At 60.7% G+C, this 21,416-nt stretch carries 17 protein-coding genes; all 17 read left to right on the forward strand.

Annotated elements, in window-relative coordinates:
* Positions 1-5: 5 nt before the first annotated feature.
* The 17 genes from OL236_RS00760 (at position 6) to holB (ending at position 21,404) form a co-directional block, all read left to right on the forward strand.
* Positions 6-2,381 carry a SpoIVB peptidase S55 domain-containing protein gene (locus tag OL236_RS00760; RefSeq protein ID WP_265071754.1) on the forward strand — a complete coding sequence of 792 codons (2,376 nt, stop codon included), beginning with the start codon at positions 6-8 and terminating at the stop codon, positions 2,379-2,381.
* A complete protein-coding gene (locus tag OL236_RS00765) occupies positions 2,381-3,148 on the forward strand; it encodes an MlaE family ABC transporter permease (RefSeq protein WP_265071755.1) in 768 nt (255 codons plus the stop codon). The genes OL236_RS00760 and OL236_RS00765 overlap by 1 nt, the downstream gene beginning before the upstream one ends.
* An 18-nt stretch (positions 3,149-3,166) precedes the next feature.
* Positions 3,167-3,916: an ABC transporter ATP-binding protein gene (locus OL236_RS00770; RefSeq protein ID WP_265070978.1), complete on the forward strand. Its 750-nt coding sequence runs from the start codon at positions 3,167-3,169 to the stop codon at positions 3,914-3,916.
* On the forward strand, positions 3,913-5,196 hold the full coding sequence (locus OL236_RS00775; protein ID WP_265070979.1) for an MlaD family protein: 1,284 nt from the start codon (positions 3,913-3,915) through the stop codon (positions 5,194-5,196). The genes OL236_RS00770 and OL236_RS00775 overlap by 4 nt, the downstream gene beginning before the upstream one ends.
* An 11-nt stretch (positions 5,197-5,207) precedes the next feature.
* Positions 5,208-6,779, forward strand: a complete 1,572-nt coding sequence (locus OL236_RS00780) for a TolC family protein (RefSeq protein WP_265070980.1) — start codon at positions 5,208-5,210, stop codon at positions 6,777-6,779.
* Between the two features lie 69 nt (positions 6,780-6,848).
* A complete protein-coding gene (locus tag OL236_RS00785; RefSeq protein ID WP_265070981.1) occupies positions 6,849-11,183 on the forward strand; it encodes a translocation/assembly module TamB domain-containing protein in 4,335 nt (1,444 codons plus the stop codon).
* A gap of 17 nt (positions 11,184-11,200) precedes the next feature.
* Positions 11,201-11,827, forward strand: a complete 627-nt coding sequence (locus OL236_RS00790; RefSeq protein ID WP_265070982.1) for a sigma-70 family RNA polymerase sigma factor — start codon at positions 11,201-11,203, stop codon at positions 11,825-11,827.
* A gap of 18 nt (positions 11,828-11,845) precedes the next feature.
* Positions 11,846-12,424, forward strand: a complete 579-nt coding sequence (locus OL236_RS00795) for a hypothetical protein (protein WP_265070983.1) — start codon at positions 11,846-11,848, stop codon at positions 12,422-12,424.
* A 114-nt stretch (positions 12,425-12,538) separates the two neighbouring features.
* Positions 12,539-14,461: an outer membrane protein assembly factor gene (locus OL236_RS00800; RefSeq protein ID WP_265070984.1), complete on the forward strand. Its 1,923-nt coding sequence runs from the start codon at positions 12,539-12,541 to the stop codon at positions 14,459-14,461.
* The gene (locus OL236_RS00805) at positions 14,461-15,762 is read left to right on the forward strand and encodes a hypothetical protein (protein ID WP_265070985.1); all 1,302 of its coding nucleotides are present in this window, start codon (positions 14,461-14,463) and stop codon (positions 15,760-15,762) included. Before OL236_RS00800 ends, OL236_RS00805 begins: the two co-directional genes overlap by 1 nt.
* A gap of 120 nt (positions 15,763-15,882) precedes the next feature.
* Entirely contained in the window at positions 15,883-16,344 is a 462-nt protein-coding gene (locus tag OL236_RS00810; protein WP_006191103.1) for an OmpH family outer membrane protein, read from the forward strand.
* Positions 16,345-16,439: 95 nt separating this feature from the next.
* On the forward strand, positions 16,440-17,492 hold the full coding sequence (locus OL236_RS00815; protein ID WP_265070986.1) for a hypothetical protein: 1,053 nt from the start codon (positions 16,440-16,442) through the stop codon (positions 17,490-17,492).
* Positions 17,493-17,508: 16 nt separating this feature from the next.
* Complete coding sequence (locus OL236_RS00820; protein ID WP_265070987.1) at positions 17,509-17,952, forward strand: OmpH family outer membrane protein; 444 nt, start codon at positions 17,509-17,511, stop codon at positions 17,950-17,952.
* A gap of 14 nt (positions 17,953-17,966) precedes the next feature.
* Entirely contained in the window at positions 17,967-18,995 is a 1,029-nt protein-coding gene (gene lpxD / locus OL236_RS00825) for a UDP-3-O-(3-hydroxymyristoyl)glucosamine N-acyltransferase (protein ID WP_413777381.1), read from the forward strand.
* On the forward strand, positions 18,992-19,858 hold the full coding sequence (locus tag OL236_RS00830) for a lysophospholipid acyltransferase family protein (protein ID WP_265070989.1): 867 nt from the start codon (positions 18,992-18,994) through the stop codon (positions 19,856-19,858). Before lpxD ends, OL236_RS00830 begins: the two co-directional genes overlap by 4 nt.
* An 83-nt stretch (positions 19,859-19,941) precedes the next feature.
* Positions 19,942-20,394, forward strand: coding sequence for a YaaR family protein (locus OL236_RS00835; protein WP_006191119.1), 453 nt, complete (start codon positions 19,942-19,944; stop codon positions 20,392-20,394).
* Positions 20,394-21,404 (forward strand): DNA polymerase III subunit delta', encoded by a 1,011-nt coding sequence (holB, locus tag OL236_RS00840; protein WP_265071756.1) that lies wholly within the window; start codon positions 20,394-20,396, stop codon positions 21,402-21,404. Before OL236_RS00835 ends, holB begins: the two co-directional genes overlap by 1 nt.
* Positions 21,405-21,416 lie beyond the last annotated feature (12 nt).

The following is a 21,416-nucleotide window of genomic DNA, read 5'->3' on the forward strand; positions in this document are numbered from 1 at the left end:
ACGAGGTGATATATTTGCGTAATTTCAAAAAGAAGATGCTCGCGCTCGGTCTGTCCCTGTCTCTTTCCACGGGAGTGGCGGCAGCGGCTTCCCTGCCGCCGACGCTGCCGCTTTCGGAGGTATACCCGGGCATGGAGGGGACGGCGTACACCGTGGTCGATGAGTCGGGCGAGATCGTGCCATTCCATGTTGATGTCGTCGGCACGTACGAGGAAGGATCGTCGACGAACCGCATCATGGCGAAGGCATCAGGCCCTGTCGTTGAACGCACAGGCGGCACGCTGCAGGGCATGAGCGGCAGCCCAGTCTATGTGGATGGGGCGCTTGTCGGGGCGCTTTCGGCAGGCATCAAGGGCATGAGCCTCTATACGTTTTTCATCACGCCGATCGATGAGATGCTGCCCATCTGGGATATGCCCGATTACAAGGCGGTTCATCTAAAGAAGGAAAAGAAGGAAAAGGCAGCGGACGCCGATGAGCCGATGGGCGAAGGCATGGGCGAGGGCATCGGTGAAGGCGCCGGCGAAGGCGGCGAAGGTGGGACGGAGCAGACGGCAGGAAAGCGTGCCAAGCTCGAAAAGGAAGAACTGCCTGAGCTAGCCGAGGGGACGGCGGAAAAGCCCGACAAGAAGCCAGCAGGAAAGCAGGGGAAAGATTCCGAAAAGAGAAAGAAAGCAGAGAAGGAAAAAGCTGCAGCTGCTGAAGAAAAGAAGACAAAGGCAGAGAAGAAACCTGCGGCTGAGAAGGGAGAATCTGCAAAGGCAGAAAAGAAGCCTGCGGGAGAAAAGAAAAAGCCTGCAGAAGCGGAGAAGAGGCCTGCAGCGGAAAGAGAAAGATCCGAAGAAGCGAGGAAGAGGCCTGCCAAGGCGAAGGGAGATCCTGCTGAGACAGAGAAGCAACCCGCCGAGGCGATGAAAGAGCCAGTGAAGGAGACGAAAGAACCGGCAGGAGCATCAAAGAAACCGGTGGAAGAGAAACCTGCGGAGAAGAAGCCCGTCGCTGAAGAAGGCGTGAAGCCCGCAGCGAAACAGCACGAGACGCAGGCGAAGTCGGCGCTCTATCTCGCAGGCTTCGGCAGAAGCGGCTCCGCCTATATGGAGGAGAAGCTTTCCGCCCTCGGGTTCAAGGCGGGCGAGATGCCGGCCTTCGGCACGCCGACGCCAGGTGCGCATGTCGTCTATGATGCGGCTCTCGCGCCCGGGAGCGCCGTCGGCGTCGCCGTTTCCTACGGCGATTTTTCCGTCGGCGCGACGGGGACGGTGACGGCAGTCGACGGAAAGCGCGTGCTCGCCTTTGGTCATCCGTTCCTGCACAAGGGAAATGTCAATTACTTCATGACGGATGCCAGAGTCGTCGGCACGATCAGCGGTCCGACGGACGGCATGAAGATTGCGAGCATCGGCAACATCATCGGGCGCATCAATCAGGACCGAGAGGCGGGTGTCGCCGGCATCATCGGCGCATTTCCCGAGAGCGTGCCGATGCGCGTGCGCGTGAAGGACACGTCGCTCGGCTACGACAGGAAGTTTGCGGCGCAGATCGCCTATGACGAGGATTTTCTGCCGGTTCTCGTGCCTGGCATCGCTTACGCGGCGATGGGCAAGACGTCGGACACGCTCGGCGAGGCGACGGCGAACCTCAAGTTCACGATTCGCACGACGGCGGGCGAAGATGGCAAAATCGAGCGCTCGAACATGTACTATACAGCCTCGGACGTCGGACAGGCTTCCGTGGGCGAGTTGGCGCAGGTCATGACGCTCCTTTGTCAGAATGCGGAAGAGGAGGCCGACGTGACCTCTGTTGACGTCGACATCGAGATGGAAAGTACGCGCAAGACGGCCTCCTTGATTTCCGCTGTGCCCGAAAAGCCCTCGGCAAAACCGGGCGAGACGGTGAACTTCCGCACGACGATCAAGCCCTTCCGCAGGGAGAAGGAAGAGCTGCTGATTCCCTACCATGTGCCGGAGAGCCAAGCGCCGGGCGTCCTGAGCCTCGATGTGCGCGGCGGCAGTTTCATCCCCGTGACGGCGGCTCTTTTGCAGAACGCGCTCGGCATCGATACGAGCGCAGAGGAGGACAAGACGCAGACGACGGCGGACAAGCTCAAGCAGTTCCTGCAGCTCGGCAGGAACAATGAGATCATCGTAGCGCCTGCGATCGCGCCCAAGCTGCCCCTTTCGGCGGAGGAGAAGAAGGAAGCGAAGAAGCGCCTGAAGAAGCAGGAGGGCGCACCGCGTAAGAAGCAGGAGAAGCGCATTGACCTCCTCGGGCAGAAGGCGAAGAAGCAGGGTAATCCCTTTGAGGCGAGGTTTGAGACGGGGTATGTCATAGACAATGTGATCCATGCCTCGTTGCTGATCGAGGAAGAGGACAAGAGATGATGACGCGGCTGTTGGAGAAAATCGGTTCGTTCGTGCTCGAAAGATTCGAGTGGGTTGGCTCCGTCATTTTGCTCCTTGCCGCCGCCCTCAAAGAGATGCGCCGCCCCTTGCGCTTCCGACACGTCTTCGCGCAGATGTCGCATCTCGGCGTAGACTCACTCGCTATCGTCTCTCTGACGATGCTTTTCACGGGCATGGTCATGACCCTGCAGGTCGCGCATGAGTTCATCCGCTTCGGCGCGCAGTCGACGATCGGCGGCGTCATAGCCATCGCCGTCGGGCGCGAACTTGGCCCCGTGCTCGTCGGCGTCGTCTGCGCAGGGCGCGTGGGGTCTGCCATCACGGCGGAGATCAGCACGATGAAGGTCACGGAGCAGATCGACGCCCTGCGCGTCATGGCGACGAGTCCCATCGGCTACCTCGTCGTGCCGCGCATGATCGCGTGCATGTGCATGGTGCCGCTCCTGACGGTCTTCGGCGATGTCATCGGCGTCTTCGGCGGCTGGTTCGTCGCTGTGCACTATGCGGGCATCGCCTCCTATACCTTCACGAACTCCATCCATGTCTTTGCTGTGCCGCACGATGTCACGGGCGGACTCATCAAGGCGGCGGTGTTCGGCGTCGTCATCGCCGTCCTCGGCGCATGGTACGGGCTTCATGCGCCCGAAGGGGCGGAGGGCGTGGGACGCGCCACGACGAAGAGCGTCGTGGCGGCGATCGTCTGCATTTTCTTTTTGAATGTGTTCCTGTCGTTCTTGCTTTATTGACGGGCTGAGGTGGAAGATATGATACGGCTGGAAGGTGTGACGAAGAGCTTCGCTTCCCATGAGGTGCTGCACCCTCTCGATCTCTGCGTCAAAGACGGTGAGACGCTCGCCGTCATCGGCGGCTCGGGCTCGGGAAAGAGCACGCTCCTTCGGCTCATCATCGGGCTGATCCGCCCGACCTCGGGCAGGATTTGGATCGATGACGCCGAAATCTCACAGATGACGGAAAACGAGCTTGACCGGGTGCGCCTGAGGATGGGCATGGTCTTCCAGTATTCGGCGCTCTTCGACTCCATGACCGTAGGGGAGAACGTCGCCTTCGGGCTTCGCGAGCACAAGCGTCTCAAGGAGGCGGAGATCGTGCGCATTGTGCGCGAGAAGCTGCATCTCGTCGGTCTCGACGGCAGCGAGCGCATGATGCCGGGGGAACTGTCGGGCGGCATGAAGAAGCGCGTGAGCTTGGCGCGCGCCATCGCCATCGACCCGTCCATCATCCTCTACGATGAGCCGAGTTCGGGACTCGATCCCCTGACGTCGGCGAAGATCGACGACCTCATCATCGAGACGCAGAGGAAGCTTGGCGTGACGAGCGTCGTCGTGACGCATGACATGGCGAGCGCCTGCCGCATCGCCGACCGCATCGCCATGCTGCACAAGGGATCGCTCATTGCACTCGATACGGTCGAAGGGTTCAGAAAGCTCGAAGATCCGCGCGTCCGCGCGTTTTTTCGCGCGGTGGAGACGGAAGAGAAGGAGGCGGGTTTATGACGACGGAAGCGAAGGTGGGAGCGTTCACGCTTCTTGGCATCGCGATTTTGACGGCAGTGCTCCTGCAGCTTCAGGGATTTTCTTTTTCGACGAGCCGCAATTATACGATTTATGTAGGCTTCACGCAGGTCGTGGGGCTTGCCCCGGAAGCGGACGTGCGCTATGCGGGTGTGCCCGCGGGCAAGGTCAAATCCATTGAGCCGGAGGGGACGGGCGTGCGCGTGACGCTCTCCGTCTATCCTGACATTCAGATCCCGCGCGATGCGCGAATCTCTCTCTCGGCGAACAGCGTCCTCGGCGACAAGTTCGTTCTCATCTCGCCGGCTGGCTCGAAGAGTACGGATTACTTGAAGGACGGCGACTTCGTCATCGGCACGGACGAGACGAGCGTCGATTCCGTGCTGGAGAACGTGAGCGAGGCGGTGTCCGATGTGCACGATCTCCTCGGTTCGTTGAACGACATCCTCGGCAATCCGCGCATGAAGGAGTCCGTTCTCGGCTCGGCGGAAAATGTGCGCGAGGTCACGGCGCACATCCGCGATCTCACGGCTGTGCTCGGGCGCGTCGCGCTGCAGAACGAGGGCAATATGCACGCGATGATGCAGGAGATGCGCACAATCTTGGCGAATCTTGCCGCGACGACGGAGACGGTGCGCCAGATGGCGGCAGACGTCTCCGATGGCGGCGCGACGGCTGCCAATCTTCGCTTGACGCTACTGAACGTCGCCAAGGCGAGCGAGAACATCCGGCAAGTGGCGGAGGAACTGCACGACGTCACGGGCGATCCCACGGTGCGCGAAGATCTCAAGGCGACGATCCATCAGGCGCGCGCTGTCACGGAGAAGGCGAACGACACGCTCGATAACTTGAAGAGCATCGAGGCGCAGCCTTCGCTCGACGTCCTATACAGCGGCAAGGATCGCGACTGGATCACGAACTTCAATGTCGACGTTTCCAAGGAGGACAGGCCCGATCGCTTCCTGCGCGTCGGCGTCGAGGATATCGGCGAGGGGAACGATTTGAATCTTGAGGTCGGCCGCACGAAGGGCAGGCTCGGCGCACGCGCGGGACTCATCGCGGGCGAGCCGGGCATCGGACTTGATGCGAATGTGGGAAATCGCTGGTGCTTCTCCGCCGACGCCTACGACCCCAACGATTTCCGCCTGCGCCTTTCCGCGCAGTATCGTCTGCGTGAAGATACGTATCTGATGGGCCAACTCAAAGATCTCAATCGCAGCGAGCGGCGCACCGCCTACTTCGGTCTGCACCAGTCATTTTAGGAGGAATCATTGTGAAGCAGTCAAAACATTTTTCCAAGAAGCTTGCGGCGCTCGTCGCGGGCGGGCTCTTCTCCCTGAGCTTCGCATCTGCGTCCGCAGCGGAGACGCGCTCTCTTGCACTCTCCGAGAGCGTGGAACTGGCGCTTGAGAACAATCGCTCGATCAAGTCGTCCGTGACCGATGTGGATGCGGCGGACTGGGCATACCATGAGGCGCGCCGCACGGCAGGCCCGAAGCTCACGCTCTCGACGCAGGGCAACCGCGTCGGCGGCAAGGCATACAAGATGTACGACCACGACTATGCTTTTCGGAGCAGCGCGGCGCTTTCCTTCCCGCTCTACACGGGCGGCAGCATCGAGCGCGGCATCGAGGCGGCGCGCTACGGCGTGAACAATGCCGATCTCGCGCTCGAAGGCACGAAGCAGGCGGTGCGTTACCAGACGACGGGACAATATTTCAAGGCGCTCGAATACCGCAATCTCATCAAGGTCGGCGAGATGTCCGTCGCCAATTTGAAGAGTCATCTGGCAAATGTCAACGCGCAATACAAGGTGGGCACGGTCGCGCGTTCCGATGTGCTCGCATCCCAGGTCTCGCTCGCGAATGCTGAGCAGAGTCTCGTGAACGTGACGAACAACTACGACGTCGCCATCGCTGAACTCAATAAGATCATCGGCTTGCCGACGGACACGAAGCTCTCGTTGGCGGACGAACTCGCCTACAGAAAGTATGATCTGAGCCTTGAGGACTGCACGGAGTACGCGCTCGCGCACCGTGCGGACGGCATCGCGGCGGACTATGCCGTGCGTCAGGCGAACGCTGCCATGGAGGCGACGCGCGGCGCTTCGCTGCCGCAGGTCAGTGCAGCGGCATCCCGCACGGTCGGCGGCGACAGCCTCTTTTCCAACAACACGGATTCGGCGGACACTTGGTCGATCGGCATACAGGCGAACTGGGCGGCCTTTGATAACAACGTGACGCAGGCGCAGGTGAACCAGAAGCGTGCGGCGGTGCACAAGCTGCAGCAGGCGGCGGAGGACACGCGCGAGCAGATTGCGCTCGACGTGCAGACGGCGTACCTGAGTCTTCTGGCGGCGGAGAAGAATATCGAGACGACAAGTGTCGCCGTCGAGCATGCCATGGAGGACTTCAAGATCGCGCAGGTGCGCTACACGGCGGGCGTCGGCACGAACCTCGACGTGACGGACGCCGACGAAAAGCTTGTCGCGGCGCAGACGAATTACTACGATGCGCTCTACAACTACAACCTCAGCAAGGCGGCGCTCGATCGGGCCATGGGCCTGCCCGTCGATCTCGACACCGTTTCCTACCGTGAGAAAGTCGACGGCAAGTACTATAAGGCGGCGAAGGAACAGGCCGAGACAGCGCTCTACCATACGGATGAGGCGGCGGAGAAGATGGCCGCTGAGCAGAAGCTGCTCGATGAGAAGAGCAGGAAGAGCCGCACGGCGAAGGACGATGCGATGATTCCCGTGACGCACGGCTCACCCGTCAAGACCGCACCTGTCAAGACCGCAGAGAAGGATGCGGCAGCTGAAGCGGCTGCAGCGGGGGAGATGTAAAGCGCATCGAGCCGCGATGTCCTTTCGTGCCGCATAACTTGAAAAAGAGACAACGAGGAGGAAGAGCCGATGAAGAAGGGGTGCATTGTTTTCGCTGCAGTCGTCATCGCGCTCTTCCTTTTTGCGCTCGTTTGCGGCATGGCGGCTTACATCGCCCATACGGGCGCTTACGTTGAGGAGGCGGGCAGGACGCTTTCTGCAAAGGCGTCCGATTCGCTCGGCGTTCCCGTCGCCATCGACGCCGTGCGGGTCGAGTCTTGGCATACGCTTGCCCTTGACGGCATCGCGGTGCAGGATAGGGCGGGAGAGGAGATCCTGCGCGCTGCGCACGCCGAGGTGGAAATGAGTCTCTTTGCGGCTCTTTCCGCCTCGCCTGTTGCCGCGATTTCCCATGTGACGGTCATAGAGCCAGAGCTTTCCCTGCAGCAGCGCGCGGACGGAAGCTGGAACGTCGCCGACCTCGTGCAGCAGGAAGCAGGGGAAAATGATTTTTGCGGCAAGGTCAGCGTGAAGGAAGGAAAGGCGAACGTTGCCGTTTCGGGCAAGGAAATCGCCTTGGAAGATATCGGGGCGGAGCTTGACTTCGTGCACAAGTCTTCTGTCTCCGTTGAAGCTGAGGCCAGCTGCAAGGGCGCACCGCTCGCTGTCGAGGGAGAAGTCTCGAAAGAGCGGCAGGAACTGAAGCTCAAGGGGGAAAATATCAATGCGATGGATTATATCGCATTCCTACCCGAAGGCGTGCTTCCCGACGAGATCGAGCTGCAGGCGCTGCACGTCGACGAGACGGCGCTGAAGCTCGTGCGCGAGGCGGATGACGTTTCGCTTGCGGGCGACGTGCGCCTTTCGGGTGCGAAGGCGCTCGTCCATGGCATGGAGGTTGAGGCGTCGCGTGGACTCGTCGTCTTTTCGGGCAAGGAGGCGCGCATCTTTTTGCGTGCTTCTGCCGAAGAGCAGCAAGCGTCCATTCATGGGAAGGTCGCTTGGCAGGAGGAAGTGCCGAGCTTCAACTTCGTCGTCGAGTCCGCGGCCTTTGATCCGTCGAAAATCTTGGCGCAGAGCCCTTTCCAAGGTTCGGTGCGCGTCCTCGCTTCCGTTTACGGCACGCCGCAGGACTGGAAGGTTGACGGAGAGTGCGAAGCCCCGGTCGCGACGCTCTACGGCACATCGCTTTCAGCGGTGAAGGCAAAGGGGCACTACGAGGACGGCCTTCTGACGGCGAGCGGCGAGGCAGGAGCCTTGGGAGGCACGTTCGAGGGCGGGGGGATGCTCCGCACGGCGGACGGCTCCTACAGCGCACACGTCGAAGCGAAGGGGCTTTCGGGCGAGGAAATCGCTGCCGTGCTGCCTGTGGACGGTCTTTCCCTGACGGGGAAGTGCGCTGCGGACATCGCATTGAGCGGCAAGGGGACGGATTTGGCAGATCTTCTCGCTTACGGCACCTTTTCGGGCGAGGGCGCGTCCTTCGGCGGCGTTGCGGCCGAGAAGGTTTCCGCATCGTTCTTCAAGCAAGGGGAGCTTCTTCATTTTGATAACCTCAACGCGTCGTTTGCGGCGGGCGGCACGCTCGTTGTCGAGGGTGACGTGCGGGGCGGCACGGCGCTCGACCTGCGCTTTTACGGTACGGCGTTGCCGCTGGCGCTCGTCGATGCCTTTGTGCCAGAGGCCGAGGGCGCGGGCACGCTCGACATCGCGGGCGCCGTGCACGGCGTCGCGTCGAATCCTGCCATTGAGGCGGATTTCGAGGGAACGGCGGGAAGTCTCTTCCATCAGCCTTTCGACGCATTCCACGGCGCCGTGCACGGCAGCACCGACGGCATCGCCATTGACCGCTTCTCCGTGGAGCGTGCGGGCAAGGAGACGTGGATCGCCGAGGGCAGCGTCGGCCTTACGGGTGAGAGGCGCATCGACCTGCGCGTCGATTCCATTGGTGCGCGCATGGAGGACATCGCGGCTCTCGTCGCTCCCGACCAGCCGATCACGGGCAATGTCGACAATACGATCCGCTTCACGGGCACGCTCGACAATCCGTCGGCAGTCGGCTACATCCATCTCTATCGCGGCAGCTACAACGGCTACATCCTCTCGGGCATGGACGGCGACTATTATCTGGAGAACGGCGTCGTGCGCCTGCAGGACTTCCATATCTTCTCCCCGCTCGTCGACGTCGACCTCAACGGCACGGTCACGCGCGACGGTGCGCTTGACCTCTATGCCGATGTGCACGATGTGAGCCTCGACCGCTTCGGCAGCAGACTGCCGTATCCGGTCAGCGGCCACGGCACGTTTGCCGGGCATATCGCGGGTACGCTGCAATCGCCTGAATTCATCGGCGTGCTCGATGCAAAGACGCTTCGACTCAACGGACAGGCGATCGAGTCCGTGCACGGCGAGATCGTCTATGGCGCAGATGTGCTGCGCGCCGAGAATATCCGCTTCCAGCAGAACGGCGGCGCCTACGCGATGAAATGCACGGCGAATCTCGAAACGCAGGCGCTTGACGGCATCTTGAACGTCGAGAACGGTGACGTGCGCGCGCTCTTTGCGATTGCGAACCTCAAGAATGACATTCTCGACGGAAGACTGAACGGCACGATCCGCCTTGGGGGCACTTTGGATAATCCCATGGCGGCGCTTGACGCCGTCGTCGTCGAGGGAAAGGCGGCAGGCTACGAGATTCGTGATATGGCGCTGGACATCAAGCTCGCCGACCACATCGTGACGATCGATGAACTGCACGGCAGGCAGGGCGACGGCGTATTCGCCGCCAAGGGACGCATTCCATTGGACGGTGCAGTGATGGATGCGCAGTTCGCTGCGAACGGTATCCCCGCCGGCATGGTTGCGAAGGCGGCGGGGGCAGACGCTGACGTGCGCGGCACGATCGATCTCGCCGTGCAGTTCGGCGGCACGCTGGAGAACCCGCAGGCAAACGCTTCCGTCGAAGTGAAGAACGGCGGCGTGGGCGCGTCGACCTTCGACGATATGACGGGCTTGGCGAGTCTCAAGGACAGCGTCATCAACATCGAGCAGCTTCGCGTGAAGAAGAAACTTGGTGAGCGCGAATACAGCGCGAGCGCCAAGGGTAAGATTCCCGTGAGAAGCCTGACGGCGGCCGCCGATGAAACGGTTGCGTCGTCCGAGCAGATCGATCTTTCGCTCGCGCTCGACGATGCCGATCTTTCGCTTCTGCCGATCCTCTCGCCCGCCGTCGAGTGGGCGATCGGTCCGACGAAGGGCAAGGTGCGCGTGACAGGGACGCTCGAAAGGCCGCAGTTCGCGGGTGAGGTCAGTCTCGCGGACGGAGCGCTGAAGTTTAAGGACGTCGCGACGCCCGTCACGGAGATGAAGGCGCGGCTGCGCTTCTTTGGCAGCAGCATCACGCTTGAGGACTGCACGGGCAAGATGGGCACGGGCTCTTACCGCATCGCGGGCAGGACGTCGTTCGGCGGCGGCAGGTGGCGCGATTATGCGCTCGATTTTAAGGCGGATGAGCTTTCTGTCGTCAGCAGTTTCTATGACGGCCCCTTGAGTGCAGACTTTCACATCGAAGAGGGTGAGATGTTCGGACGGAAGATGCCGAAAATCACGGGGGATGTCCGCATCCATCATGCGACGCTTTCCGTTCCCTCCCTTCCCGATGCCGAGAGCGCACTGCCCGAGATGATCTTGGACGTCGGCGTGACGCTCGGCGAGCGCGTGCGCTTCTACGATCCCGCACTCTACGACATGCGCCTTTCGGGCGCTTTCCGCTACGGCGGTACGACGCAGCACGTCGAGCCTTCCGGCACGATCCTCGTCGAGCGCGGCACGATTACATACAACAAGACGCGCTTTACGATCCGAGACGGCGAGGCGTACTTCAATCAGATCGGTTCGTTCTTGCCGAGCCTCACGCTCGAAGCGGAGGCGCATGTCGGCAAGGTGCGCATCTTCCTGCACTCGAAAGGTCCCATCGGGGCGATGGAAACGCACCTCAGTTCGATGCCCGAGATGAGTGAGACGGAGATCGTAAGTCTCCTGACCTTTCAGACGCCCGATTTGAAAAGTTCCCAGGCGCTCACATCGCTTTTGACCTTCGGCCTTTCCATGACGGTTCTCGGCGAATTCGAGACGAACGTGAAGAATGCGCTCGGCCTCGATGAATTCCGCATCGCGGGCGAGGACGTGACGACGACGGACAAGGACGTCATGAAGCCGGGTGAAACGGCGCACGGACTCGAATACATGCTGGAAGTGGGCAAGTACATCAACGACAGGGTCATGCTGCGCTACAAGCAGGGCATCGGCAACAAGGTGCGCGAATTCGGTGTGCGCTACGACTTCAATGACCGCATGAGCATCTATTGGAATCGCGACGAGGACGCGAAATCTGTCGTTGGCATCGAAGCGCGCATCAAATTCTAAGCGCGAGGAGGATTGTCATGAGACTTGAGGAATATTTGCAGGAACTCGAAAAGGTCGAACTCCTTGCGCCCGAGGAAGAAACGTCCTTGTGGCAGGCCTTCAAAGAGCGTGGCGAGAGGGCGGCGAGGCAACGCCTGATCGAGTCGTACCAGCCGCTCGTGTTCAAGACGGCGCTGCCGTGGCGCACGAGCGAGAGCATTATGGACATCATACAGGAAGGAACAGTTGGACTCATCGAGGCGGTGGAAAATTTCGACTGGAAGCGCGGCGTTGCCTTCAGTCTCTTCGCCGTCCATCGCATACGCGGCAGGATGCTGAATTTCCTGCAGAAAGAAGGCAGACGCGATGTCACCTGCATGGATGCGCCTCGCGCCGATGGCAAGGTGCCTTGGGAACTTCTGCCCGACACGACGCCTTCCGTCGCTGAGCAAGCGGAACTGGGCTTCATGACGCGGGAGCTTCATCGGGCGCTCGCACGGCTGCCGCAGAAGGAGCGCGTCGTCCTCGAAAGCGTGTACCTGAAGAGCGAAACGATTCCGAAGATCGCCGATGTGCTCGACGTCAGCGCTTCGCACATCTACCGCTTGCAGAAGAATGGCATACGCCGCGTGCGCGGCATGCTCTCGCGCCTCATGCGCTTCTAGGGGAGGAGGGAGAGGAAGATGGCGGAGGAAAGAGAAAGGATCTGTGCGCACGTCAAGGCGGCGAAGGACTGGCTGGGGCGTGCAGAGTCCTCATTGGAGAAGGAAGAGGATGTCCGAGGCGGACTCAATCTCATGCTGGCGGAGGCGGAACTGCAGCGTGCGAGAGAGACGCGCAAAGGGAAGCGCTTCGCACGTTTCGTAGCGCCAGCGCTTGCCGTGCTCCTCGCCTTGGGCGGCATCACCCTGCAGAGGAGTGCAGAACCGACGGCGGCACCTGCCGAGAAAAGTCCTGCGCCGATCGTCGGACAGGGGACGATGATTCACGAGGAGAAGGGAAGTGAGACTCTCGCCGAACGAATGGGATCTGCGGCGAATCTTTCGGAATCTCGTGAGATCGAGCTGCCCGTCATGCCTGTTCGGGTGCAGGAAAGCCCGATTGTACAGGCACAAGAACAGGCGCAGTCTACCGAGCCGCCGGAGCCGCAGCCTGCCTTGGAGCAGCAGACGGAGAAGCCGAAGCAGATCTCTGCCGCTTCGCCGCCGACCGAAGACATGCAGAAGCTCATGGTCACTGCAGGGCGCGTGCTGCGCGAATGATTCTTATTGATTCCTATAATTCGATGAGTCTGCTGTTAAGTCTTTGCGTCCCCCTTGACCTCGTGGGCATTCATGGTACAATAAAGGGGATGTGAAGCATAGGAGGTTGAAAACTTGGATATGAAGAGAACGCGAATCCTCGCCGGGGCCGTCGCACTTGCTGCGGGCTTTGCCGGCTTTTCCGCAGACGCCTCTGCGGCCGTCGCCGTCGTGGGTACGATGCAAGGCGAACAGGAGATGAAGAACGCCGCTGCAGACGCCGAAGAAATCCGGCGCGTGGATGCGCAGACTGCTGCTGAGAGCGCTGCCGCTAAGACGCAGCTGAAGGATGCGCGTGTCGAGGCGTGGGAAGCCAAGCGCCCCGAGGAGCGCAAGATTGACGAGGAGGCGAAGATCGCCGACGGCAAGACCATCGTCGACATCGTCATCGACGGCGCGGGCAAGGATACGATGGCGACGGCGCGCGCTGCCCTCGTGCAGCGCGTAGGTGATGTGTATGATGCGAAGAAGGCACAGGGCGATCGCTCTGCCATCTTCGATACGGGCTATTTTTACGACCTCTACCCATCGTGGGAGTATGTGCCTGAGGGCGTCGTTCTCACCTATCACGTCTTGGAAAACCCTGTGCTTCATTCCGTGAAGATCGAGGGAAATACGGTCGAGACGACAGAAGACCTTGAGAAGCTCATCACGCTCGAGAAGGAGCGTGTGATGAACAGCCGCGAACTGCAGAAGAATGTTTCTGCCATACAGGAAAAATATAGGGCGGACGGCTTCATCCTCGCCAAGATCGAGGACATGAATATCGACTCTTCGGGAGACCTCACGCTCAAAATCAATGAGGGAAAGCTTGAAGGATTCGCCGTCAAGGGCAATACGAAGACGAAGGATCGCGTCATCCTGCGCGAGATGCGCCTGAAGATTGGCGAACCGTTCGACGTGAAGAAGGCGCGCCGCAGCATGCAGCGCATCTATAATCTCGGCTTCTTCGAAGATGTGAACATGAAGCTCAATCCGGGTGAGGCATCGGGATCCGTCATTCTCGAAGCGGACGTCGTCGAAAAGCGCACGGGCAACTTCGGCATTGGCGCCGGCTACAGCTCGTCGGACGGGCTCGTCGGCATGATCAATGTCGGCGATACGAACTTTCGCGGTACAGGAGATGCCGTGAGCCTGCTCTACGAGGTGAGTGGTGACGATACGGACGCACACGGATTCGTCTTCTCCTATCGTCGTCCCTGGCTCGACAGCAAGGAAACGGCGGCCTCCTTGCGCATTTACAACCGTACCTACGAGTACGATGACTATGACACGGACGGCAACTTGGAGGAAGAGTACATGCGCAAGTACTCGGGCGGTGAGATCACCTTGAGCCGTCCCGTCAACGAGTATGCGACGAACTCCATTACGCTGCGCAACCGCAAGGACACTTACGAGAGTCACAAGAGCAGCGGCAACAAGGGAAATCGCAGCACGCCGGCGTGGAAGGCATGGCGCGATGCGAACTTTGGCACGACGCGCAGCATCACGCTGTCGCGCGTGAACGATACGCGCGACAACATCTACAATCCGACATCGGGCGGACGCATGAGCCTTGAGGCAGAATTTGCGGGCTTCGGCGGCGATTTCAACTACCAGAAGTTTACGGCTGAGGATAAGCGCTTCTTCAAGGTCGGCCGGTCGCAGACCGTCGCTGTGCGCGGACAGCTTGGCTACGCGCGCGGCTCAATTTCCGAATCGAACCTCTACAAGATCGGCGGACAGGACTCCCTGCGCGGCTACCGTGACGACCAGTTCCGCGGCACGCGCCTTCTGCTCGCGACGGTCGAGTACCGCTTCCCCATCGTGAAGAAGGTGCAGGGCGCCGTCTTCACCGACTGGGGAAATGCTTGGAGCAACGATCGCTGGCCGAATACGATCAAGGGCAGCGTCGGCGTGGGACTGCAGCTTGAGACGCCGATCGGCCCGATCCGCCTCGACTACGGACGCGGCTCGGACGGCGGGCGCGTGCACTTCAGCGTCGGCGGATCCTTCTGATGCCGGGGCGAAGGGCAAGGGTGCGGGCGTTCTTCGCGCTCTTTGTCCTCGCGCTCCTTTGGATGGGGGGCGGATATGCCCTTGCTTCGGGTACGATCGCAGCGGTTCGCGCCGAGGTTGCAGCGGATGGCGAAGCCTTGCCGCCCACGGTCAAGGTGCGCATGGAAAAAAGCGTCGCGGCCATCTCCTCACAACTCATCGAGGGAAAACCGCTCTCTTCGTATGAAGAGCGCAGGGCGGCGGATGAGGCGACAATCCGTGAGGTATTCGACAAGGTGCTCGTCGGCTACTCCGTTACGGCCGTTGCCATTGAGCCTGGCGAGGAAGCGCACGTCCGTGTGACTCTTGCGCCTTGGGCAGAGCGCGTCGAGGCGGTCGAGGTCGAAGTTTCGGTCGATGGCGTCTCACCTGTCATCGGGAAGATGGCGAAAGAAGACCTCAGAGGCGTTGAGACGGTGTTTCGACAGAGCTTGGAGGGGCTTCCATCTGCAGCTGTCGACTGGACGAACGGCGTCCTGAAGGAGAGTCTGAACGCCTATATGGCGGAGCATCTGCCCGAGTTTCGCGCCGACTTCGATGTCGAGACGGCAAGGCGCACGCACGTCGCGCTGACGGTTTATCCGAAGATGCCTGTCGTGCGCACGATCGATCTCGCCATGCGTTCGGATACGATCGCAAACTTCGCTCTGCTCGAAAAGCGCAGCGTTTTGCAGGCGAAGGCGGATGAAATGCTCGGTGTTCCCGTTGCATTCGTGGCACGCCACGAGAAGGAATTTGCTAGGGGAATGGAAGAAGTTCTCGACGCGTCAGGCGAGTTTCGCACGCTCGGTTTGAAGACACATGCGACGATCGCAGCGGGTGAGCAGACCTCGGTCATGAGTCGCAGCGATACTTCGCGCTATCGTCTGCGCCTTGAGGGATGGGGCGATGTCGGCAGACGATCTGCCGACGGCAATGACATAACGTTTCGCGCCCATGCGGGAGCGATGCTGTCGGCGGCGGATGAGATATTCGTACAGGCCGATGTGCTGCCGCAGGATTTCGACTGGGGTTGGGAAGCAGCCTACGAGAGACGCGTCTTCCCAGGAGTCTTTGCGAGTATTCGCTACGACATGCGCGAACATGCGTGGACGACGGGCGTGCGCACAGCCCCCCTGCCGCGCGTCGAAGTGCGCTGGGAGTACCGCCGTGCCGACCATACGGGCGAGGCGGGACTCAGCTACCGCCTGCACGATTTTCTGCGCGCCGAACTCGTGCGGGACTCTTCAGGGGGCTGGCTGCGCCTGATTGGCGATTTTTAAGAGCGTTTGCGCCCTCTTGGGCTTGAATCCCCGAAGAGAGTTTGCTATAATGTTTATCGTTGGATATTTGAGGAAGAATCGCGATGCAGCGTTCTTCAAAAGGGTAAAGGAGACAAGGAAATGGTAAAACTTCAAAAGACACAGGTCAAGATCTTTTGCGTGGCGCTTGCACTCGTATTCATTGGATCGGTCGTGGCTCTCGGCCTTTCGCAGCTCGGCACGAGCACGGCGTCTGCAGCGTCGTCGTCCGTCGGCGTCGTCGATTACCGCAAGGTGATGATGAGTCATCCGGATTACGCTTCGGCTTCGAACGAGATGCAGAAGGCGATGCAGGAAGCACAGATGCGCTTCGAGGCGGACAACGCAAACAAGAGCGATGAGGAGAAGGCAAAGGCGATGCAGCAGGCGCAGATGGAGCTGCAGCAGAAGGAACAGGATCTCATCTCGGGCATCCAGAAGAAGATCGACGATGCCGTCAAGCAGGTCGCTGAAGCCAAGGGGCTTTCCGTCGTCATCGACAAGAGCGCTGTCGTCTATGGCGGTCAGGACATCACGGACGATGTCATGAAGAAGTTCAAATAAGAAAATACGGATATGAGCGCGCGAGCGCATGATGTACCGGGCGGGCTTCCTGCCCGGTACTTTTAAATGTAGGGGCTTTTGGGGAGGTGGATGCGATGCCGCAGGAAAAGGCGCAGGGCGGCGGCTTTTGGGAAAAGCGCCGGAAGGAAATTTGCGGCACTCTTGCTGTCCTGTTCTTGACGGCTCTTGGCGGCGCGTTCTTTTTCTTTCGAGATGCGCCGCCGCCCGCCGCTCCAACGAAGCAGGAAGAGGGCGGGATCGGCGTCATCGATGTGGCGCGAGCTGAGAAGGCGCATGAGGCGTATGTGCAGCTGGCGGATCTTGAAGCGCAGTATGCATCGCTCGCCACCGACATTGATCGACTGAGTCGTGCGCGCCGCACCCTGAAGCCGCCTGCGCTTGCAGATGAGCCGTTCCAGCTTGCAGCGAAAGAGAAGAATCTGCAGCAGCAGCGTCTCGCGGCGGAAGAGCAGGCGCGTGAGCGCCGCAAGGCGCTCGCTGCCTGGGAGGAAGACACGAAGGACGCCTTTCTCAAGGAAAAGAAGGCGCTAGAAGACGCCTATCAGAATCGCATCGTTAACATCGAGATGAAGATTGACAACCGAGAAGCGATGTTCCTTTCGGAGGCTGATGTAAAAAGCCTGCTCGACGAACTCAAGGCTTTGCGCGAGGAGCGCGGCGAGCGCATACGGGCGCTCTTTGCCGCCCGCGACGAGGAGAAGCGAAAATATCTTGACGCGCTCATCGCGCGCGACGCAAAGAGGAAGACGCCTGCCGCAGCAAGTGCACAGGAAGAAGCCGCACGCCAAAAGGCGGAAGCGGAAAGGCGCAACAGCGAGGCGCTCCTGCAGGCGATGCAGGGCGTCGAGATCGATGAGATCCTGCGCCGCAAGAGGGCGGCGCTCGCGGCAAAGGGCGAAGAAGTGCGCATCATTCGCGAGCACATCCGCAAGGATATTGAGAGCAAGGCGGCGAAGCTCGCGCTCCTCCATCATCTTTCCATCGTCGTTGCGAAGGAAACGGATGAAGCTGCAGATATGCGGCGAGAAGAGACAGACGCTCCCTCGCTTCGCTTTCCTGTCGTCGCTCCCGCCGCACTCGATCTGACAGAAGAATTGATTGCCGAGCTTGCGCCCGGAAATACTTAGAAAGAAGTGGAAAATCATGAAGCAGAACAAGAAGCGCATGGCGATGCTCGCAGGCGCCTTTGCCGTCATGACGCTCGCCGCAGGCTGCGGCAAGGCAGAGATCGGCTATGTCGATCCGAGCCGCGTCGAGAAGGAAGCGCCGGCCATCGTGAATATTGACGCCGAGATGAAGTCGAAAATGGAAGAAGTGCAGAAGCAGGCACAAGAGGAGTTGAAGGCGAAGCAGGCGCAGGGTGCGCCGCCCGAGGAGATGCAGCAGGCGCAGCAGCAGGCGATGGGCAAGATGCAGCAGACGAGCAGCATTTACGACCAGCAGAAGACGATCAAACTGCAGACGGCCGTCGGCGAGATTGCACGCACGAAGAAGTTGGATGCTGTTCTCTTCAACGTGGATGAGCAGAAGCTCGTCCATCTCGGCGGTACGGACATCACGGACGATGTGATCAAAGCGCTTCAGTGAGACTGGGAGAGGACATGACGATGAAAAAGACGTTGGGGGAAATCGCCCGCTTCTTGGAAGGCCGGCTTGCAGGCGATGAAAGCATCGTCGTCACGGGCGCGACGAACATCGAGGCGGCGGGCAGGACGGAGATCACCTTTGCCGCCCCGCCCCATATCGAGGAGGCCAAGGCGTCGCGGGCGGCCGCCGTCCTCCTGCCCGAAGATGTGCAGGACTTTCCTCTGCCCGCCGTCCATGTGAAGGAGCCGCGTGCCGCCTTCGCGAAGCTTTTGGGGCTTTTCACGCCGCCGCTGCAGATTCCCGCGGGCATCAGCCCGCAGGCTTTCGTGGCGAAGACCGCCGAGGTGGAAGAGGGCGCCTCGATTCTTCCTTTTGCCGTCGTCGACGAGCACGCGAAGATCGCTGCGGGCGCCGTCATTTACCCGCACGTCTACGTCGGGCAGTACGCTGAAATCGGTGAAAAGAGCGTCCTCTACGCGAGCGTCACAGTGCGCGAGCGCTGCCGCATCGGCAAGTGCTGCGTGCTTCACGCAAACTCGGTCGTCGGCTCCGACGGCTTCGGCTTCACGACGTCGGGCGGCGTTCACACGAAGGTGCCGCAGGTCGGCAATGTTGTCCTCGAAGATGACGTCGAGATCGGCTCGCATGTCGGCATCGATCGCGCTACGACGGGATCGACCGTCATCGGACGCGGCACGAAGATCGACAATCTCGTCCACATCGGGCATAACTGCAAGATCGGCGAAGGAAATCTCATCGTCGCGCAGACGGGCATTTCCGGCTCGACGACGACAGGGCCGAATGTGACCTTCGGCGGGCAGGTCGGCACGGTCGGGCACATCCACATCGGCGGAAATTCCGTCTATGCAGCGCGTTCAGGCATCATCGGCGATATGCCCGAGGGCGTGTTCTGCGCGGGATTCCCTGTGCAGAGCCATCAGGAATGGCTGCGCATGCAGGCTGCTATGAAGCGTCTGCCCGATCTCGTCAAGAAGGTCAAGCAGCTGGAAAAGGCGCTCAAAGAGAGGGACGCGAAGGCATGACGTACTACCTCGTGCGCTTTTTGAGCCGCGTCGCCTGTCTTCTGCCCGGGCGCTTCTGCGATCGTCTGGGACGCGCCCTGGCGCTCGCCCTCTGGCCTTTTCTGCCCGCGCGCAGAAAGAAGCTCGCGGCCTCGCAGGTCGCCATGTGCCTGGGGACGGATGAGCGGGAGTCAGAGCGCATCGCCAAGGAGAGCGCCGTGCGTTTCGGCCCCATGCTCTTCGAGGTTCTGCGCTTTCCCGTCATCGTGCGCCGCATGGCAGACTACGTCGAGATCGAGGGAAGAGAGCATCTCGAAGGAGTCCTCGCCCAGGGCAAGGGAGCGGTCATCGCCACGGGACATGCGGGCAACTGGGAACTTATGGGCGGAGCGCTGTCACAGGCGGGATTTCCACTCATCGGCGTCGCCATGCGCCAGAAGGATGCGGCGATGGATCGCTTCATCAACGAGTATCGGCGGCTCGTCGGTATGCACATCATCTACAAGAACGACGTGCGCGAGATGTTCCGCATGATGAAGGAAGGCTGGGTCGTCGGACTTCTTGCCGATCAGGATACGAACCGGCACGACGGCATCGTGCTCGATTTCTTCGGCAAGCCGACGAATTGTGTGCCCGGCCCCGCTGCGATGGCACGTTCGGCAGGGATCGGCGTCATCCCCGGATTCATCACGCGCAAGGCGGACGGCACGCATAAGATCATCCTTTACGCGCCCGTCGAGGTGCCTCGCACGAAGGACAAACGCGCCGACATCCGCACGGCCGAGCAGGCGGTCAACTGCGTCTTGGAGCAGCATATTCGCGAGCATCCCGAGGAGTGGTTCTGGCTGCACGATCGCTGGAAGTCGATGCGTGAGGAGTTTTAGGGCTTCTGCTTGCGCGAAAATGAAAAAACCTTTATAATTCAAGGAGAGTCAAAAATTGCAGGCGGAAGGTGGCTTGTGAATTTATGAAGATAGATGCCTTAAGCTCGCAGCGCTCTGCGCTGCAGACACTTGAGCGCGATGTAGCTGTGCAGGAACCCGTGCGCAGCGATGCGGACTTCGGAACGGAACTCGCCGATCAGCATGCGGCGTTTTCCGATCGCCAGCTGCAGGAAATCCTGAAGAAAATTGACGAGCAGGGCGCACGCCTTACGAATACGCCGACGTACGATGAGCTCAAGGCGTATCGCGATCTCGTCAAGGATTTCGTCGACGAGGCGGTCGGGCGCATGTATCAGCTTCATGTGCAGGCAGGTTGGGATCGCATGGGACGGCAGAAGGTCTACACGACGGTGCGCAAGATCGATCGGAAGCTCGAAGAGCTTGCGGAAAAGATTCGCACGGGTCAGACGGACGCCTTGGACATCGTGGCGAGTCACGATGCGATTCGCGGAATGCTCGTCGACCTCTATATGTGATGGAGGAGGCGCTTTCCTGGAAGGACGTCCTCGGGCACGAAGGGAATATCCATAGGCTGCGGACCATGCTGCGTGACGGTCGCCTGCCCCATGCGCTCCTCTTTTCGGGGATCTCCGGCGTGGGCAAGAAGAAGGTGGCGCGCCTCTTGGCCGCAGCTTTGCTGTGCGGCGGGGAGGATGCGCCTTGCGGCGTTTGTCCTTCGTGCCGCGCCTTCCTCGCAGGTACACATTCCGACTACGTTGAGGCGGCGCCCGAGAGCCGCGGCAAGGGCGTGCGCGTCCTGCGCATCGACGCTGTGCGCGAGATTGAGAAGAAGGCCGCGCGAAAGCCACTGCTCTCGGGACGCTTCGTCGTCCTTGTGGACGATGCCGACGCGATGAATGAGGCGGCGGCGAACAGCCTTTTGAAGACTTTGGAAGAGCCGCAGGGCGCAGTCTTCTTCCTGCTCGTGACGGCGAAGCGCACAGCGATTCTGCCGACGATCCTCTCGCGCGTGCGCGACATGCACTTCGGTGCGCTCTCTCCCGAGGGAATTGAAGAGGCACTCCTTGCGCGCGGCGTGGAAAGCCGGAAGGCACATTCTCTCGCCATGGCGGCGGACGGCAGTCTCGGTCACGCACTGCTCCTGTTCGAAAGGGGCGGGCTGCAGCTCATGGAGGATGCGGCGCAGACGCTCTTTTCACTTTCCGCGCTCAATATGTTCAGTCTTTGGGCGAAAGCGGAAGAGCTCGGCAAATTGCCGCGCGATCGTGCCGAGGAATGGCTGCTCGCGCTCTCTCGCCTTCTTCGTGACATGCTCGCGCTCCTTTCGGGGCGTGGTACGCTCTACCATGAGGAAAAGCGCGGGGCTTTGGCTCATGCTCTCGCGGATTTTCCCGAGACGCGCATCTTCGCCTGTCTCGCTCTCGTGCGCGAGACGCTCGGGAGGCTTCGGAGCAACGCAAGCGTTCAGCTCCTCTTTGAAGGGCTTCTGATGCGCCTGCGGGATGCACAGGAGTCGGAACGGTGACGCCGGGCGCGA

Source organism: Selenomonas sputigena, assembly GCF_026015965.1.
GTDB lineage: Bacteria > Bacillota > Negativicutes > Selenomonadales > Selenomonadaceae > Selenomonas.

Coding starts and splice junctions, on each gene's coding strand:
- OL236_RS00765 (WP_265071755.1), top strand. CDS start 2,381: ATGACGCGGCTGTTGGAGAAAATCGGTTCGTTCGTGCTCGAAAGATTC.
- OL236_RS00770 (WP_265070978.1), top strand. CDS start 3,167: ATGATACGGCTGGAAGGTGTGACGAAGAGCTTCGCTTCCCATGAGGTG.
- OL236_RS00775 (WP_265070979.1), top strand. CDS start 3,913: ATGACGACGGAAGCGAAGGTGGGAGCGTTCACGCTTCTTGGCATCGCG.
- OL236_RS00785 (WP_265070981.1), top strand. CDS start 6,849: ATGAAGAAGGGGTGCATTGTTTTCGCTGCAGTCGTCATCGCGCTCTTC.
- OL236_RS00790 (WP_265070982.1), top strand. CDS start 11,201: ATGAGACTTGAGGAATATTTGCAGGAACTCGAAAAGGTCGAACTCCTT.
- OL236_RS00795 (WP_265070983.1), top strand. CDS start 11,846: ATGGCGGAGGAAAGAGAAAGGATCTGTGCGCACGTCAAGGCGGCGAAG.
- OL236_RS00805 (WP_265070985.1), top strand. CDS start 14,461: ATGCCGGGGCGAAGGGCAAGGGTGCGGGCGTTCTTCGCGCTCTTTGTC.
- OL236_RS00810 (WP_006191103.1), top strand. CDS start 15,883: ATGGTAAAACTTCAAAAGACACAGGTCAAGATCTTTTGCGTGGCGCTT.
- OL236_RS00815 (WP_265070986.1), top strand. CDS start 16,440: ATGCCGCAGGAAAAGGCGCAGGGCGGCGGCTTTTGGGAAAAGCGCCGG.
- OL236_RS00820 (WP_265070987.1), top strand. CDS start 17,509: ATGAAGCAGAACAAGAAGCGCATGGCGATGCTCGCAGGCGCCTTTGCC.
- lpxD (WP_413777381.1), top strand. CDS start 17,967: ATGACGATGAAAAAGACGTTGGGGGAAATCGCCCGCTTCTTGGAAGGC.
- OL236_RS00830 (WP_265070989.1), top strand. CDS start 18,992: ATGACGTACTACCTCGTGCGCTTTTTGAGCCGCGTCGCCTGTCTTCTG.
- OL236_RS00835 (WP_006191119.1), top strand. CDS start 19,942: ATGAAGATAGATGCCTTAAGCTCGCAGCGCTCTGCGCTGCAGACACTT.
- holB (WP_265071756.1), top strand. CDS start 20,394: ATGGAGGAGGCGCTTTCCTGGAAGGACGTCCTCGGGCACGAAGGGAAT.